Origin of the sequence: Aurantimonas sp. 22II-16-19i (assembly GCF_002088275.1) — a bacterium.
Lineage (GTDB): Bacteria > Pseudomonadota > Alphaproteobacteria > Rhizobiales > Rhizobiaceae > Jiella.
In genome coordinates this window covers 1-14,840 of sequence record NZ_AQQS01000029.1, presented here as the reverse complement: position 1 = coordinate 14,840, position 14,840 = coordinate 1, and the positions used below count along the sequence as shown (strand labels likewise).

The window sequence follows — 14,840 nt, the reverse complement described above, 5'->3', positions numbered from 1 at the left end:
GCATGCAACGCATCCTGATTGTCACCGACGCCTGGCATCCGCAGATCAACGGCGTGGTGCGGACGCTCGCCAGCCTCGTGCGGGAACTCACCGACCGCGGCTTCGAGGTGAAGGTCGTCGCGCCCCAGGATTTCCGCACCATTCCCTGCCCGACCTATCCGGAGATCCGCCTGGCGCTGACCGGCGCCGACGGCATGGCGCGGGTCATCGACGGGTTCCGCCCGGATGCCGTCCACATCGCCACGGAAGGCCCCCTCGGCTTTGCCGCCCGGCGGGTGTGCCTGCGGCGCGGAATGGGCTTCACCACCAGCCTGCACACGCGCTTCCCCGAATATCTGCGCAAGCGCGCGCCGATCCCCGAGCGGCTGACCTATAACGTCCTGCGGTGGTTCCACAACGCCGCGAGCGCCTGTCTCGTGCCGACGGAGTCGATGCGCCGGCAGCTGGAGCCGCTGGGCTTCCGCAATCTCGTCACATGGACGCGGGGGATCGACCGCGACATCTTCCGGCCGAGCGAGCCGATCGCCCTCGATCTGCCCCGTCCGATCTTCGTCACCGTGTCGCGGCTCGCCCCGGAGAAGAACATCGAGGGTTTCCTCGATCTCGACCTGCCGGGCTCCAAGCTGGTGGTCGGCGACGGCCCGTCCATGGCCGGCCTCGTCGCGCGATACCCCGACGTCCATTTCGCCGGGTTGCAGACGGGCGACGCGCTGGCGCGGTACTATTCCTCCGCCGACGTCTTCGTCTTTCCCTCGAAGACCGACACGTTCGGCAACGTGCTCATCGAGGCGCTGGCCTGCGGCGTGCCGCTCGCGGCCTTTCCGGAGCCGGGGCCCGTGGACGTCATCGCCGATTCCGGCGCGGGGGTGATCTCCGAGGATCTGCGCGAGGCCTGCCTCGGGGCGCTGTCGATCGACCGGCAGGCCGCGATCCGGCGCTCCTACGCCTACAACTGGGAAGCCTGCGCGGAAATCTTCCTCGATCACACCTTCGCGGCTGCAGCCGGCCATGGGCGGCGGGACTCGATGGCTGCCTGATCCCTGGCCGGACCGCCGGACGACCTGCGGTTCTTGTTCCGGGGCCGACGAACCCCGACCGTCACTTGCCCGACATCAGCGAGCAGAGGGCGGCGTGATCGGCGACGACCTGACCCGCATAGGCGCGGGCCGTCTCGATCAGCGCCTCGCCGGAATCCGCGATCCTGGCGGCGATCGCGGTCTCGAAGGCGGTGGATCGATGGTCCGTCCGGCCATGGGCCAGAGCAAGCACCTCCCCGCATGCCTCGACATACTGCCTGAGGTTCCTCCCGGGATGGGCGGAGAGGCAGATCGCCTCGGGATCGAGGCTGTAGCGCGCGTGGTGGCGTGAACGGACCAGCCATTGCGCGCCGTTCCAGGCGACCTCGTCGAGAAGCAGGTCCGGCTCGCGCTGCATCAGCCGCTGCAGGTCGACGGTCAGATGCGCCGGCGAAAGCCGGTTGCGCGGATCGATGTCGGCGAAGTGCCTCAAAGGGGCGGCGGTGCGCTGCTGCTTGACCTCGATCACGTGGCACAGCGGCAGTTCGGCCTCGGTGGAGGCGCCAGCCGGGCCGACCAGGAGATAGTAGCGCTCGACATTCACCGAGCCGGTTCCGGCACCGAGGCGTTCGACGATGTCGAGGATGTCGTCGTCGACATAGGGGCGGAACTGGGACTGGATGGTGGCGACGCTGGCGGCATCGAGGCGGCGATAGCGGCCGGGCCTGTCGCGGAACCGCAGCCCCTCCGGCGCGACGTGGACGGCCTTGCCGAGGGTGCTCTTGGTGGTGAAGTTGTTGCCGCCGATCGAGCGCTTGCGGGCCTTCTTCAGGCTGGCGTGGAGAAGATGATCGCGGGGAAAGCCGGATTTCACCGATCGCCGCGTCGCGGGATCCCTGGCGATCGCCTCCGCGGTCTTGCGATAGGTCTTCAGGAAGGCCCGGGCCGCCTTCACCTCGGCCTTTTCCGAGGGTGCCTTCAAGCCGGTGAGGTCGTCGAATTCAGAGGTCTCGTAGCGCCCGTCCAGGATGCCGTGGGCGTAGTGGGACGCGAGGAAGATGCTCGTCAGAAACCGCGCGAGGTCCCAGGCGGCGTGGCCGATGCAGGCATCGTCGAAGTCGTTGGGAACGAAGACGACCAGGCCGCCATGCGAGCCCTTCTCCGTCACGAAACCGAAATTCGCGATGTGGCAGTCGCCGACCACCGCGGTGGGCTTGACCCATTGCGTCATACCCTCCGGCAGGCACAGAAGGCCATCCTTCAGGTCGGTGTAGAAGATCTGGGCCGACCCGCGATAGAAATGGAAGGGGTTCGACGCCATCTTGCGGTGCTTGCGCTCCGGAGCATCGCGGCCGGGCCGCCGGCCGTCCACGCGCTCGAGTTCGTCGGCGATCAGCGTCGTGCGGGAGTGCTCACTCTGGGTCATCTCGCAGAGCTACGCCCCGGAGCCTCGCGAGGCAAGGGATCGGTCCCCGTCGCCGTCGCGCAAGGTTAGGCCGCCGGGAGGTCAGCCCGTCTCAAGCTCGATCCGCGATAGTGCCGGCTGATCGGCACTGCGCCGTCTGACAACCGCCCTTCGGCCGGAGGGGGCAGCATTTCGGGTGGGGAGAATGACCGCTTCGTTTCGACGCACACTTTCGTCTGGGTCGTCTGGAGCCGCGGCTGCAGCACGGCTGCTGGCGTGCCTCGCCGCCCTGCTTTTCGGCATGTCGATCGCCGCATCCCAGGAGACGGTGCCCGAGGGCTGGGTCGCCGGGCCCGAGGAAGATGCCGTGATCGAGGTCGGCCAGCGCTTCGACTGCACCGGCGCCGGCTGTCCTGCAGAACTCTCGTGCCTCTACGCCCTCGGCCCGACCCGCCCGCCGGGCTCCTGGCCGATCGATACCGGCTTCATGCTCGACGAGACGCGCATGCCCTGGGCGGATGTCGAGGTGTGGTTCGTCGAGAAGGCCAAGGCGCTGCGCCCCGAACTCGCCTATGATCCCCTGGTCCGCAGCGATCGCTTCGCCATGCGCACGCCGCCCCAAGCCGTGGATCTGCGCGGCGGCGAATACGTCCTGCGCCGCTACGTCGTCGCCGCCAAGCGCCGCAACCTCGATCTCGACGCCTATCTGTGGAACATCAAGGGCCGCCTGCGGATCATGTTCTGCCTGCAGCCGGCCGCGGGTACGAAGCTGCGGCCGGCGCTGCCGATGGTCGAGGACCTGCTGGCCTATCTGCGCCGGGACGATCCGCCGAAGGAGACAGACTGACGTCAGGACGCGGCAAAGCCCCGCCCCGTCACGCAGCCCGGTCACGCCTGGCCTTGGCAGGCTGGCGCCGCCGGGATTTGCGCTCCATCCTGAGACGTGGGGCTAGCGGCGCGGCTCGATGCACCGGCGCGGATGGCTCCGGAAGATCGGCCTGCCGCCCGTTCGCCGCAGCGGCTGAGACGTCGAAGGAATCCGGCACGGTTCGATCATCCGTCCGACAGGCTTCTGCCCGCAGAATGCCAGCGCTGCCGAGCTCGCACCGCGCAAGCGCTGCCGCCGAAGGCTGGCATTGCCCATCCTGCGTGCTCTGACCGCACCTCTCTCCAGGGCCGCCGGTGCGGTTTCCTGGAGCGAGGGCGGTGGTCCGCCGTTCACGATTTCCTGTAGCAACTCCTGCCCGGCATCGGTCGTTTGTGCCCCATGACCTATGCAAGATCCATCCTATCCGCCGCCCTCGTTGGCATGTTCGCTTTGGCATTTGCCGGTTGCACCAGTGGCCCGTCCGGAACCCAGAGCGTCCGATCCGGGCCGACCTTCAACGACACCCCGTCCGGCGGGCTGGTTCCCGGGCAACTCCCCGACTGACGGCACGCGAACCGCGACGCACTCGAACTTGCAGAGTTGGAGGAAGATCTCATGAGACGCATGCTTCTCGCCCTGGCGGCAGTCGCCACGGTTCCACTGCCGCTCACCACCCCGGCTTCGGCCCAGGACTACCGACCGGCGGCGGAGCGGCCGGGTGTCATCCTCTCCAACCGGGAGCGGAGGGTGGCCTATCCGGTCCGGCTCCCGGACGGACGCGTCGCCCTGCGGGCCGGAAGCGGCGGCATCCCCTGGCTGTTCGGCCTCGGCGATGTCTATGGAAGCGCGTCGGCGCTGCCGCTCGTCAATGGCGCGACACCGTCGGTTCTGGCGTCGACGCCCTCCGGCGGTCTCGTGCCGGGACAGGATCCGCGATAGCCGGCGTCGATGGCCCGCGGCCGATGGCGACGAACCGGATGACGGGCCGATGAACGGCCCGTCACGGCGCGTGGCGGGGGAACAACAGCTGGGAACTAACACGCCGATGCGGTTCAATCAGCCGTCGCCGACTTCGATCGATCGTAGTCTCCAACCGGTCAACATTCACGGCGCCCAAGGCGGGGCGATGACGACACCAAACCAGCGCGGCAGGGTCGCCTCTCAGGAGTGTTCCGGCGTTGTCTCACCACGACATTCGGGATAGGCCTCCCTTCTGCCGAAGTTTGCTGCTTTGCCGGGCTGGTCAGTCCCGAAACCTCCTCCCCATGGAAAGACGCCGACATTGCTCCGCAAGACTTGCCTGACTCCGCTCGCGGCTCTCGCCATGCTGCTGTCCGCCTGCGCATCGAAACCGGTCAATGATCCGGGCGGCAAATGGGCGAAACAGGCCGAGATGGTCGACAACTCCCTGTTCAATTGACCGCGAGCCCCCTCTAAAACGGCGTAAGCCGCGAGACAGGCTGCGACGTGGCCGGGATCGCGCGCGCCAGCGCTCAACGGACCCGGCGAGATCGAGCCGCCTCGGCCAAGTCGGGAGCGATAATGGCGTTCGGCGGTTGAAAACCGGCGCATCGCCATGCGAGAAGAAGCAACCATGAGCAGGAATTGCAACCGTCTCGTGGAACCCTCGACATGTCCGAACTCTCCCTGCGCCGGAATCTTCCGGTCGATCTCGTGCCCCTCCAGCGTCTCTTGTCGCAGCAGTGCGACCTCGCGCTCGTCAATCCCAGCGCAAAGCACCCGTTCGATCCGCTCGAATGGCAGGAGAAGTGGCTGAACGAGCCCGACGACGCCTCCTTCTACCTGGTCGATGCGAGCGGCCGGGAGGTCGGCTTCTTCGCGCTTCGGATCGGCATCGGCCCGGAAGTGCGCCATCTCGTCTACGTCTTCGTCGAGGAAGCCTCCCGCGGCGGGACGGGCAAGGAACTGGCCGCATATGCGCAAGCTGCGGCGAAAGACCTCGGGGCCATTTCGATCACCCTCAAGGTCGAACTCGACAACCAGCCGGCGCTCGCGGTCTACGAGGCCGCCGGCTACGAGGAACTCGGCCGCTCCAACGGCATGGCGACCATGCGCCTCGATTTCGTCTAACCTCGGCCTCGTCGCGCCGCGAGCCGGGATCTGGGATCGTCATCTCGGCGCGGAGGCATCGAGGCAATGACCGGCGGCCGCGTCATGCCGCCGCCGCGAGCCGCTCGCCCGCGACGCGGTAGGAGATCGCCTCGGCCAGGTGGACGCGCTGGACGTTTCCCGCCTGGTCCAGGTCCGCAAGCGTCCGCGCGACCTTGAGGATGCGGTGATAGGCCCGCGCCGAGAACTTCATCTGCTCGGCGGCGTCATGCAGCAGTTGCGTCCCCGGCCGATCGACCGACGCCACTTCCTCGATGAGGTTGGCGGCGCAATGGGCGTTCAGCGTCTCGGCCGGCAGGCCGAGGGCGGCAAAGCGCTCCGCCTGACGACGGCGGGCCGCGACGACGCGCGCGAGCACCACCTCGGATGCCTCGGATGATGCGGGCCGGATCAGGTCGCTGGCCGTGACCGCCGGAACCTCCACACGCAGATCGATGCGATCGAGCAGCGGACCCGAGATCCGCGACTGGTACTCGCTGGCGCAGCGTGCCCCGCGCGGGCAGCGATGGCCGGGCTCGCCGGCCATGCCGCAGCGACACGGGTTCATCGCGGCGATGAGCTGAAACTTGGCGGGGTAGCAGACGCGGTGATTGGCCCGCGCGATGGTGCTCTCGCCGCCTTCGAGAGGCTGGCGCAGCGAGTCGAGGACGACGGGTGAAAACTCCGGCAGCTCGTCGAGGAACAAGACGCCGCGATGGGCGAGCGAAACCTCGCCGGGGCGGGCCCTGAGACCGCCGCCGACCATCGCCGCCATCGAGGCGGAGTGGTGGGGGCTGCGAAACGGGCGGCGGTCGGAGAGTTTGCCGCCGGTCAGCTCACCGGCGATCGAGGCGATCATCGAGACCTCGAGCAGCTCCCGCGGGGCGAGGGGAGGCAGGACCGACGGCAGTCGCTGGGCGAGCATCGACTTGCCGGAGCCGGGCGGACCGATCATCAACAGATTGTGCCCTCCGGCGGCCGCGATCTCCAGCGCCCGCTTGGCGACGATCTGGCCCTTGATGTCGGCGAGATCCGGCAGATTGGCGGGGGCAGAGCGGATGGCCGGCTCAGGTCTCGCGATGATCTGGGTTCCGCGAAAATGGTTGGCGATCTGGATCAGGCTGCGGGCGGCGACGATCGGCATGTCGCCGCTGGCCCAGGCTGCCTCCGGGCCGCATTCCGCCGGGCAGATCAGCCCCATCTCGAGGGCGTTGGCTCGCATGGCGGCCGGCAGGACGCCGGCGACCGCCGTGATCATGCCGTCGAGCGACAACTCGCCGAGAACGCAGTAGCCGGACAGCGTGTCGGAGGGGACCGCGCCGAGGGCCACCATCAGCCCGAGCGCGATCGGCAGGTCGTAGTGGCTGCCCTCCTTCGGCAGATCCGCGGGGGCGAGATTGACCGTCACCTTCTTGGGCGGCATCGACAGCCCGGACGCATGCAGCGCGGCCTGCACGCGCTCGCGGCTCTCGGCGACCGCCTTGTCCGGCAATCCGACGATCTGGATGCCGACCTTGCCCGGAGCGACCATGACCTGAACGTCGACCGGCACGGCCTCGATGCCGTGGAAGGCGACCGTCTTGACGCGCGATACCATGGGTTGCCCCCTCATCAGGCCGTTGGAGCCACGTTCGAGAGTTGTCGAAATTCTTTCTGCAGCTCATCACATGTCCGCGGATAAAACAAGAACCTTTGACGAACAAAAAGCGCTTGCCGGAGCGCAACGCAGCTGGCAATCTGACTGCGCTGCATCATGTCACCCTGTCGGGTCGAGAGGCCTCTCGGCAGGAAAAATGCGGCCGATCGAACGGGACGAGGGATGGGACGCAAGCCAGATCGCCGCGCCTCGATCTCGGCAGGCCGCCGGCGGGACATGATGGTGTCGATGATGATGTGGGGCGGCAAGTTCGGCTTCGGACAGGAGGTTCGGAAGGGACGACGGGGGGAGTCTCCGTGAGCGGCGACCTCAGGGAGACTTCGGCGACGGCGCTGTGGATCGTCGGGCAGAACCGCACCTCGCTGCGATCGCAGGTTCTGAGCCCGCCGGGAGAGGGAGAGGTTCTCGTCGTCGCAGCCTTCGGGGCAATCAGCCGGGGGACCGAGGCGCTGGTTGCCGCGGGTGCGGTGCCGAAGAGCGAGCAGGAGCGGATGCGTGCGCCGTTTCAGGAGGGCACGTTCCCGTTTCCGGTGAAATACGGCTACGGCACGGTCGGACGGATTGTGGCGGGCGATCCGGTGCGGTCCGGTGACTGGGTCTTCTGCCTTTATCCGCATCAGGACAGGTTCGTCGTCCCGGCCGAGGCGAGCGTTCCGGTCCCACCCGGGGTTCCGGCCGCGCGGGCGGTGTTGGCAGCCAACATGGAGACGGCGCTCAACATCGTCTGGGATGCCGGTGTCATGCCGGGGGATGTGGTGGCGGTGGTCGGCGGCGGGGTGGTCGGGTTGCTGGTGGCGTTCATCGCGGCGGGGATCCCGGGCACGGTGACGACGGTCGTCGACGTCAACCCGGCGCGGCGCGACATCGCCCGGGCGCTGGGTGCCGACTTCGCGCTGCCAGGCGACTTGCCGCGCGAGTGCGACGTGGTGATCCACACCTCGGCGAGCGAGGCGGGTCTGGCCAGCGCGATGGCCGCCGCCGGCTTCGAAGGCCGCGTCGTCGAGGCCAGCTGGTATGGCGAAGATGCGCCGACGGTGCCGCTCGGCGGCGCCTTTCACAGCCGGCGCCTGTCGATCGTCGCCTCGCAGGTCGGCAGCGTTCCTGCCGCAAGGCGGGGTCGATGGACGAACCGTCGGCGTCTGGAGACGGCGCTGGCGCTGCTTGCCGATCCGCGGCTCGACGGGTTGTTCTCCGGCGAGACGAGGTTTTTCGAACTCGCCGAGCGCTATGGCGAAATCCTTGCGGAGCCGGACACGCTCTGTCATCGGATCCGCTACGACTGACGAATGAGACCGGGACGCTTCGACAGCGGCTCCGGGTTCCGCATCCGGATCTTCGGCAAGGCTCCCACCGAAGCCCGGACTGGTTCAGCGGCAGGACACGCCGATGTCCGGGGCCGCTCATATGAGACGACATGAGGATACAGCCGATGTTTGCCGTCGAGGTTCGCGACCACATGATGATCGCCCACAGCCTGCCCCGCCCGGTCTTCGGGCCGGCCCAGGGAATGCATGGGGCGACCTTCGTGGTCGATGCCGCCTTTTTCACCGAGGATCTCGACGCCGACGGGCTGGCGGTGGACATCGGGCTCGCGAGCACGCTGCTGAAGGCGGTGCTCGAGCCCTTGAACTACCAGAATCTCGATGCGATCGAGGCCTTTCGGGGGAAGGTCACGACCACCGAATTCCTGGCCAAGCACCTGTTCGATCGGCTGGCCGACGAGATCGCGGCCGGGGCGCTCGGCGACGGCGGTGGGCGCATCCGCCGACTGAAGGTGTCTCTGGAAGAGTCCCATGTCGCACGCGCGTGGTACGAGGGCGCCCTGTGACGGCAGGGCGCCTCGTCTTCGCGATCCCCGGCGACATCGATACGCCGAGCGGCGGTTATGGCTACGACCGGCGGCTGATGGCGGGGCTGGAGGCACTGGGCTGGCAGGTCGAGCATCTGGTGCTGGCGGACGGGTTCCCGCAGCCATCGGCGGCGGATCTGGAGGCGGCCAAAGCCGCCCTCGCGGCGCTGCCGGACGGTGCCCTTGTGCTGATCGACGGCCTCGCCTTCGGGGCGATGCCGCAGGTCGCGGCGCGGCAGGGGCACCGGCTGCGGCTGGTCGCGCTCGTGCATCATCCGCTCTGCCTGGAGACCGGGCTCGATGCGGCAGTCCGGGCGAAGCTCGAGGCGAGCGAGCGGCAGGCGCTGGCTTCGGCGCTGGCCGTCGTCGTGACGAGTGCGGCGACGGCGGAAACGCTGATGGCGGAGTTTTCCGTGCCGCGAGCGCGGCTGACCGTCGCTTTGCCGGGGACCGACAAGCCGGAGCGGCGTGACGGCGCCGGGACGGAAGGCGGTGGCGGTCCCTCGCCGAGCGGCCGGACCGGAGCGCCACGCATCCTGTCGATCGGGACGCTGATCGCCCGCAAGGATCATGCGACCCTCGTCGATGGCCTTGCTCGGGTGGCCGATCTCGCCTGGCAGTGCCGGATCATCGGCTCGAAGAGCGCCGATCCCGAGACATCCGCCGCCCTCGAGCGCCAGATCGTGGGGCAGGGTCTCGCCGGGCGGATCGACCTCGCCGGGGCGATGCCCGACGTTTCGTCGGAGTATCGCGGCGCCGACCTGTTCGTACTCGCCAGCCGGTACGAGGGCTACGGAATGGTCTTCGCCGAGGCGATGGCGAACGGGCTGCCGATCGTCTCCTGCGCCGAGGGCGCGCCGCGCGACCTCATCCCCGGGGACGCCGGACGCAGGTTCGCGCCGGGCGATGCGGACGAACTCGGCGCCGCGTTGCGGGCGCTGCTGACGGATCGACAGGCGCTGGCGCGGGCGGCCGCAGCGTCCCTCGCCGCCGGACGGTCTTTGCCGTCATGGCGGCAGACGGCCGAAACCGTTGCCGCCATGCTTGCCGGCATTGAAATGGACGGTGCCTCATGAGCGGCTTTGCGGCAGACTGGCTGGCGCTGCGGGAACCTGCGGACCGACGCGCCCGCGATGCCGGGCTGATGCGGCGCGCCTCGGAGTGGCTGGCGGCTGCCGGCCAGGGCGCGACGGTCGTCGATCTCGGCTGCGGGACGGGCTCGACGCTCTCGGCCTTCGAGGCCTGTCGAAACCGGGGCGGGCCCACGCACCGGTGGCGCCTCCTCGACAACGACCCGGCGCTGCTCGATGCCGCCGCCGAGCGGGCGCGAACTCTCGCCGCCGAGGCCGAGACGCGGCTGGTCGATCTGGCGATCGTCGACGACATCCCGCTGGACGAGGCCCGTCTGGTGACGGCTTCGGCCCTGTTCGATCTGGCCTCCCGGGATTTCATCACGGGGCTTGCGGAACGCATCGTCGCCGGCGGCGCCGGGCTGCATGCGGCCCTCAGCTACGACGGCTCGACGAGCTTTCTGCCGGACCATCCGCTCGACGGCATCGTCGTCGCGGGCTTCAACCGGCACCAGCTGCGGCCGAAGGGTCTCGGCGCCGGCCCCTCGCTCGGCCCCGGCGCCGCGCGCGCGCTGGCGGGGGAGCTGCAGGGGCGGGGGTACCTTGTGGAGCTTGCCGACAGCCCGTGGCGGCTCGGGCCGCAGGATGCCGCGCTTGCGATTGCCCATGTGGAGGGCATGGCGACGGCGGTCGCCGAGCTCGGCGTTCTCGATCCGGCGGAACTCGAAGCCTGGCGGCGGATGCGGGTGGACGGCGCCGAACGGAGCGAGACCGTCGTCGGCCATCTGGATCTGCTGGCGCTTCCGGACTGAGCACGTGCCCAGCCGGTTGCGGCCGGTGTGGTCGTCGCCTGGGTCACGCAGGCGGCGGCACGAACCCCCAGACGAGCCGGCTGGCCGTGCCGTTCCTCACGTCGAGGCGGGACGACAACGCTTCGAGAGCGGGACGAGATCAGCTTCGCTTAGCATTCCGCTCCATCCTCTTGCTGCCGCATGATCTCTTCCGAAGGCGGGTTCCCGCTTTCCGGAGTCAGGCTCCTACAGCATGCGGTGCAGCGTCCGGTCCCGGAGCAGGATGTGGTGCTGCAGGACGCCGCCGAGATGCAGGCAGAAGAGGACGAGGATCGACCAGCCGAGAAAGACATGGACGCTCATCAGCGTCGGCGCGAAATCGGACTTGCCGATCGGACTCCAGACGGTGACGAGGCCGAACCAGTCGAGGGGAAAGCCGAAGGCGTTGGTCGCCAGAAAGCCGGCGATCGGCTGGGCGATCAGGGCGGCATAGAGCAGCCAGTGGACCGTACCGGCCAGTCGCTTCTGCCAGATCGGCATCGGCGGCTCCGGCGGGGGCGTGCGGATCAGCCGGACGGCCAGCCGCGCGAGCATCAACCAGAGAATGATGAAGCCGAAGGATTCATGGACGAGATAGAAGGCGGGCTTGGCGTCGTCCTTGACGAATTCGATGACGAAACCGACCGGCCAGACGACGAGGACGAGAAGGGCGACGAGCCAGTGCAGGATGCGCGCCGCCGGATGGTAGGCGGCGACATCCGCGGCGGGGCCTTCATCGGCGATGGTCATGGCGATCTCGTTCCTGTTGCGGCGTTCACCTTCCGCGCATAGCCCGAATTCCTTTCAGGTAGAAGACGCCGCCGCCGATCCTGGCGTCGGCGAGGTCGCCAGCGATACCGATTTGATCTGCGCAAAAAGCCTGTCGCCGGGGGCGAGCACCAGTCTGGCCGCCGACCGGCGGGTGACCTTTGCCATGAAGGTTGGGGGAGGGGCGTCGAGCCGGCTCTCCGCGACAAGGCGAAGGAGGACGGCGAGATTGGCGCGGCCCGCCGGCTCGATGGCGAGGATCTCGACGCGCAGCGTGTTGAGGATCGTCGACTGGGCGATCGGCTCGCGCGCCAGGCTGACGTCGCTCGCCTCGATCCTCAGCCGGCGGGTGAGCCCGATCTCGTCCGGTCCGCTGCCGTCGACGAAGACGGGCTGGCCCCAGAGATCGAGCTCGGCGAGACCGTCCTCGCCGTCGAAGTCGACGACCGTCGCGGCCAGGACGGCAGCGGCGTGGGGATGGCGCACGAAGCCGAGGCCGATGTCGGTGAGGGCCTCGTTGAGGGGGCCGCTTGCCCGCACGCGGCCGGCTTCGACGAGGATGATCCGGTCCGCCAGCCGCTCGATCTCGGCAATGTCGTGGCTGACATAGAGGATCGGCAGGTCGAGCGCGCCGGACAGCGTCTCGAAGAAGGCAAGGATCTCGTCCTTGGCCCGGACGTCGAGGGCGGCGAGCGGTTCGTCCATCATCAGGAGCCGGGGGCGCGACAGGATCGCCCGACCGACGGCGACGCGCTGGCGCTCGCCGCCGGACAGGTCGGCGACGGACCGGGAGAGGAAGGGCTGCAGCGCCAGAAGATCGATCACCTGCCGGCGCAACCCGGCATCGATGCCGCCGGGGCTGCGCCGGGCGCCATAGACGAGGTTGCCGGCCACCGAGAGATGCGTAAAGAGGCTCGCCTCCTGGAAGACGTAGCCGAGCGCCCGGCGATGCGGCGGCACGAAGCGGGAGCCGTCCTGCCAGATCTCACCGCCCACCGAAACGCTGCCCTCAAGGCGGGTGAGACCGGCGATCGCCCGCAGAATCGAGGTCTTGCCGGAGCCGGACGGGCCGAACAGCGCCGTGACGCCGCGGGCGGGGGCCGAGAAGGCCGCATCGATGGCGAAGTCGCCGCGCTGGCCCGAGAGCGCGACGGCAAGGGCGCTTCCCGTCTCGTCGTCCCGCCGGGCGCCGGTCATGGGCGGACCGTACCGATGTTGCGGCCGATCCGCGCCATGGCGAGGATCACGAGAAAGGAGAAGACCAGCATCCCGCCTGCGACCAGATGGGCCTCGCGGTAGCGCAGCTGTTCCACATAGTCGAAGATGGCGATCGACAGGACGCGGGTCTCGCCGGGAATGTTGCCGCCGATCATCAGGACGACGCCGAACTCGCCGACGGTATGGGCGAAGCCGAGGACGGCGCCGGTCAGGAACCCGGACCGGGCGAGAGGAACGGCGACGGTGAAGAACCGGTCGAGGGGAGAGGCGCGAAGCGTCGCCGCGACCTCCAGGGGCCGTTCGCCCATGGCCTCGAAGGCGTTGCGGATCGGCTGGACGACGAAGGGCAGGGAATAGACCACCGAGCCGGCGACGAGGCCCGGAAAGGAGAAGGCGAGGGACCGGACGCCGGCCAGCCCGCCGAGACCGTCCGGGCCGAGGGCGATGAGGAGATAGAAGCCGAGCACCGTCGGCGGCAGGACGAGGGGCAGCGCCACCAGCGTTCCGACGACGTCCGAGCTAAGGGAGCGCGAGCGGGCGAGCCACCAGGCGAGCGGCGTGCCGATGACCAGGAGGACGAGGGTGGTGACGGCGGCCAGTTCCAGCGTCAGGACGAGGGCGGTCAGGATGTCGCCGGTGTCGATGGTCATCTGGGAACGGTCACTTGCCGCCGTGCCTCATCCTTGGCTCGCATAGCCGTAGCGCTCGATGATCGCGGCGGCTTCGGGGCTCTTGAGGAAATCGAGGAAAGCCTTGGCCGTCTCGTTGTCGCTACCGGCTTCGAGCAGCACGGCGTCCTGGCGGATCGGGATGTGATCCTCCGCCGGCACGACCCAGCGCGAGCCGGATTCGTTTCCGGTGATCTGCGACAGCGCGACGAAGCCGAGCTCGGCGTTGCCCGTCGAGACGAACTGGAAGGCCTGGGCGATGCTGCTGCCTTCGACGATCTTCCCCTTCAGCGCGTCGTAGACGCCGAGCTTGCGCATCGTCTCCACCGCGGCCGCACCATAGGGCGCCGTCTTCGGGTTTGCGATGGCGATGCGGCCGATCTCAGGGTCCCGCAGGGTCTCGGGGCCGGTGGCCCGTCCCGCATCGGCGCTGTAGAGGACGAGCGTCCCGATCGCGTAGGTGAACTGGCTGCCCTCGACCGCGATCCCTTCCTCGATCGCCCGGGCCGGTCGCTCGTCGTCTGCCGCGAGGAGAACCTCGTAGGGTGCGCCCTGGCCGATCTGGGCGTAGAGCGAGCCCGTCGAGCCGAAGCTGAGCTCGGCGATGTCTCCGGTCTTGTCTGCGAAGGCCGCGGCGATCTCCCGGGCAGGGTCGGTGAAATTGGCGGCGACGGCGACAAGGGTCGATCCGGCGGCTGCCGGGGTCGCCAGAAAGACGATTGCCGCTAGGGCGGCAAAGGAAGCGAAACGGGTCATGCGGCCCTCCGATATGTACAAAAGAACATATCGCTTTGCGATCTCCGTCAAGCGATGGCCGCTCACTTTTCCTCCTCGGCTTCGTCGCCGGCTTCCTCCAGCGGCGAGTCCTGCGGTGCCAGCAGGGCCCGCAGCGTCGAGATTTCCTCGGCGACGGCTGCCTCGGCCCGCTCCTCCACCCGGCGATAGCTGGCTGCCACCAGGCGACCCGTCGACGTCAGGCTGGCGCCGCCGCCGCTGCTGCCGCCCCGTGCCGAGGCGACGAGCGGCTCGGCGAAGGCGCGGTTCATCTCCTCGACCAACGACCATGCGCGCTTGTAGCTCATCGCGAGGCTGCGGCCGGCCGCCGCGATCGAGCCGGTTTCCGCAATGGCCTCGAGGAGGCGTGCCTTGCCGGGGCCGATGCTGAGATCGTCGCTGAGGCGAAGCCGCAGATGGGCGACGGCGCGCGGGCGGGGGCTCATCGACCGGAGAGCGCCGCGTCGATTTCCTCCGCCCGCGGCATGGCGCTTTGCGCCCCGAGGTTCCGGCAGGCGAGGGAGGCGGCGACGGCGGCCCGGCGCGCCGCATCCGCCTTGGAGGCACCGCCGGCCAAAGCGCCCGCAAAGACACCGACGAAGGTGTCG

At 68.9% G+C, this 14,840-nt stretch carries 15 protein-coding genes; 8 read left to right on the top strand and 7 right to left on the bottom strand.

All coding sequences use genetic code 11. From position 1 onward, the window contains the following. Positions 1 to 2 precede the first annotated feature (2 nt). Positions 3 to 1,037, top strand: coding sequence for a glycosyltransferase family 1 protein (locus ATO4_RS19585; protein WP_083593238.1), 1,035 nt, complete (start codon positions 3 to 5; stop codon positions 1,035 to 1,037). A 61-nt stretch (positions 1,038 to 1,098) separates the two neighbouring features. Here ATO4_RS19585 and ATO4_RS19580 read toward each other — a convergent pair whose 3' ends face one another. Continuing rightward, positions 1,099 to 2,442 (bottom strand): DUF2252 family protein, encoded by a 1,344-nt coding sequence (locus ATO4_RS19580; protein ID WP_083593237.1) that lies wholly within the window; start codon positions 2,440 to 2,442, stop codon positions 1,099 to 1,101. 280 nt (positions 2,443 to 2,722) lie between these two features. Here ATO4_RS19580 and ATO4_RS19575 point away from each other — a divergent pair, with 280 nt between their 5' ends. The 3 genes from ATO4_RS19575 (at position 2,723) to ATO4_RS19565 (ending at position 5,380) form a co-directional block, all read left to right on the top strand. Next, positions 2,723 to 3,268: a hypothetical protein gene (locus ATO4_RS19575; RefSeq protein ID WP_083593236.1), complete on the top strand. Its 546-nt coding sequence runs from the start codon at positions 2,723 to 2,725 to the stop codon at positions 3,266 to 3,268. A gap of 636 nt (positions 3,269 to 3,904) precedes the next feature. Further along, positions 3,905 to 4,228, top strand: coding sequence for a hypothetical protein (locus ATO4_RS19570; protein WP_139802563.1), 324 nt, complete (start codon positions 3,905 to 3,907; stop codon positions 4,226 to 4,228). 693 nt (positions 4,229 to 4,921) lie between these two features. After that, positions 4,922 to 5,380, top strand: a complete 459-nt coding sequence (locus ATO4_RS19565; RefSeq protein WP_083593234.1) for a GNAT family N-acetyltransferase — start codon at positions 4,922 to 4,924, stop codon at positions 5,378 to 5,380. An 82-nt stretch (positions 5,381 to 5,462) separates the two neighbouring features. Here the strand turns inward: ATO4_RS19565 and ATO4_RS19560 are convergent, their stop codons facing one another. Beyond that, the gene (locus ATO4_RS19560; RefSeq protein ID WP_083593233.1) at positions 5,463 to 6,995 is read right to left on the bottom strand and encodes a YifB family Mg chelatase-like AAA ATPase; all 1,533 of its coding nucleotides are present in this window, start codon (positions 6,993 to 6,995) and stop codon (positions 5,463 to 5,465) included. A 356-nt stretch (positions 6,996 to 7,351) separates the two neighbouring features. On the opposite strand from ATO4_RS19560, the gene ATO4_RS19555 reads away from it, so the two are divergent. From ATO4_RS19555 to ATO4_RS19540, 4 genes are all read left to right on the top strand, one after another. Further along, the gene (locus ATO4_RS19555) at positions 7,352 to 8,338 is read left to right on the top strand and encodes a zinc-binding alcohol dehydrogenase (RefSeq protein ID WP_083593232.1); all 987 of its coding nucleotides are present in this window, start codon (positions 7,352 to 7,354) and stop codon (positions 8,336 to 8,338) included. A gap of 146 nt (positions 8,339 to 8,484) precedes the next feature. Continuing rightward, positions 8,485 to 8,883, top strand: coding sequence for a 6-carboxytetrahydropterin synthase (locus tag ATO4_RS19550; RefSeq protein ID WP_083593231.1), 399 nt, complete (start codon positions 8,485 to 8,487; stop codon positions 8,881 to 8,883). Next, positions 8,880 to 9,980, top strand: a complete 1,101-nt coding sequence (locus ATO4_RS19545) for a glycosyltransferase family 4 protein (protein WP_245308843.1) — start codon at positions 8,880 to 8,882, stop codon at positions 9,978 to 9,980. Before ATO4_RS19550 ends, ATO4_RS19545 begins: the two co-directional genes overlap by 4 nt. Continuing rightward, complete coding sequence (locus tag ATO4_RS19540; protein WP_083593230.1) at positions 9,977 to 10,786, top strand: class I SAM-dependent methyltransferase; 810 nt, start codon at positions 9,977 to 9,979, stop codon at positions 10,784 to 10,786. Before ATO4_RS19545 ends, ATO4_RS19540 begins: the two co-directional genes overlap by 4 nt. A gap of 225 nt (positions 10,787 to 11,011) precedes the next feature. On the opposite strand, the gene ATO4_RS19535 is transcribed toward ATO4_RS19540, so the two are convergent. The 5 genes from ATO4_RS19535 to ATO4_RS19515 form a co-directional block, all read right to left on the bottom strand. Beyond that, positions 11,012 to 11,554 (bottom strand): cytochrome b/b6 domain-containing protein, encoded by a 543-nt coding sequence (locus ATO4_RS19535; RefSeq protein ID WP_083593229.1) that lies wholly within the window; start codon positions 11,552 to 11,554, stop codon positions 11,012 to 11,014. 54 nt (positions 11,555 to 11,608) lie between these two features. After that, entirely contained in the window at positions 11,609 to 12,769 is a 1,161-nt protein-coding gene (modC, locus tag ATO4_RS19530) for a molybdenum ABC transporter ATP-binding protein (RefSeq protein WP_083593228.1), read from the bottom strand. Then, positions 12,766 to 13,440, bottom strand: coding sequence for a molybdate ABC transporter permease subunit (gene modB / locus ATO4_RS19525; RefSeq protein WP_083593227.1), 675 nt, complete (start codon positions 13,438 to 13,440; stop codon positions 12,766 to 12,768). Before modB ends, modC begins: the two co-directional genes overlap by 4 nt. 27 nt (positions 13,441 to 13,467) lie before the next feature. Beyond that, positions 13,468 to 14,214, bottom strand: a complete 747-nt coding sequence (gene modA / locus ATO4_RS19520) for a molybdate ABC transporter substrate-binding protein (RefSeq protein ID WP_083593226.1) — start codon at positions 14,212 to 14,214, stop codon at positions 13,468 to 13,470. Between the two features lie 62 nt (positions 14,215 to 14,276). Further along, on the bottom strand, positions 14,277 to 14,678 hold the full coding sequence (locus ATO4_RS19515; protein WP_083593225.1) for a LysR family transcriptional regulator: 402 nt from the start codon (positions 14,676 to 14,678) through the stop codon (positions 14,277 to 14,279). Positions 14,679 to 14,840: the final 162 nt, after the last annotated feature.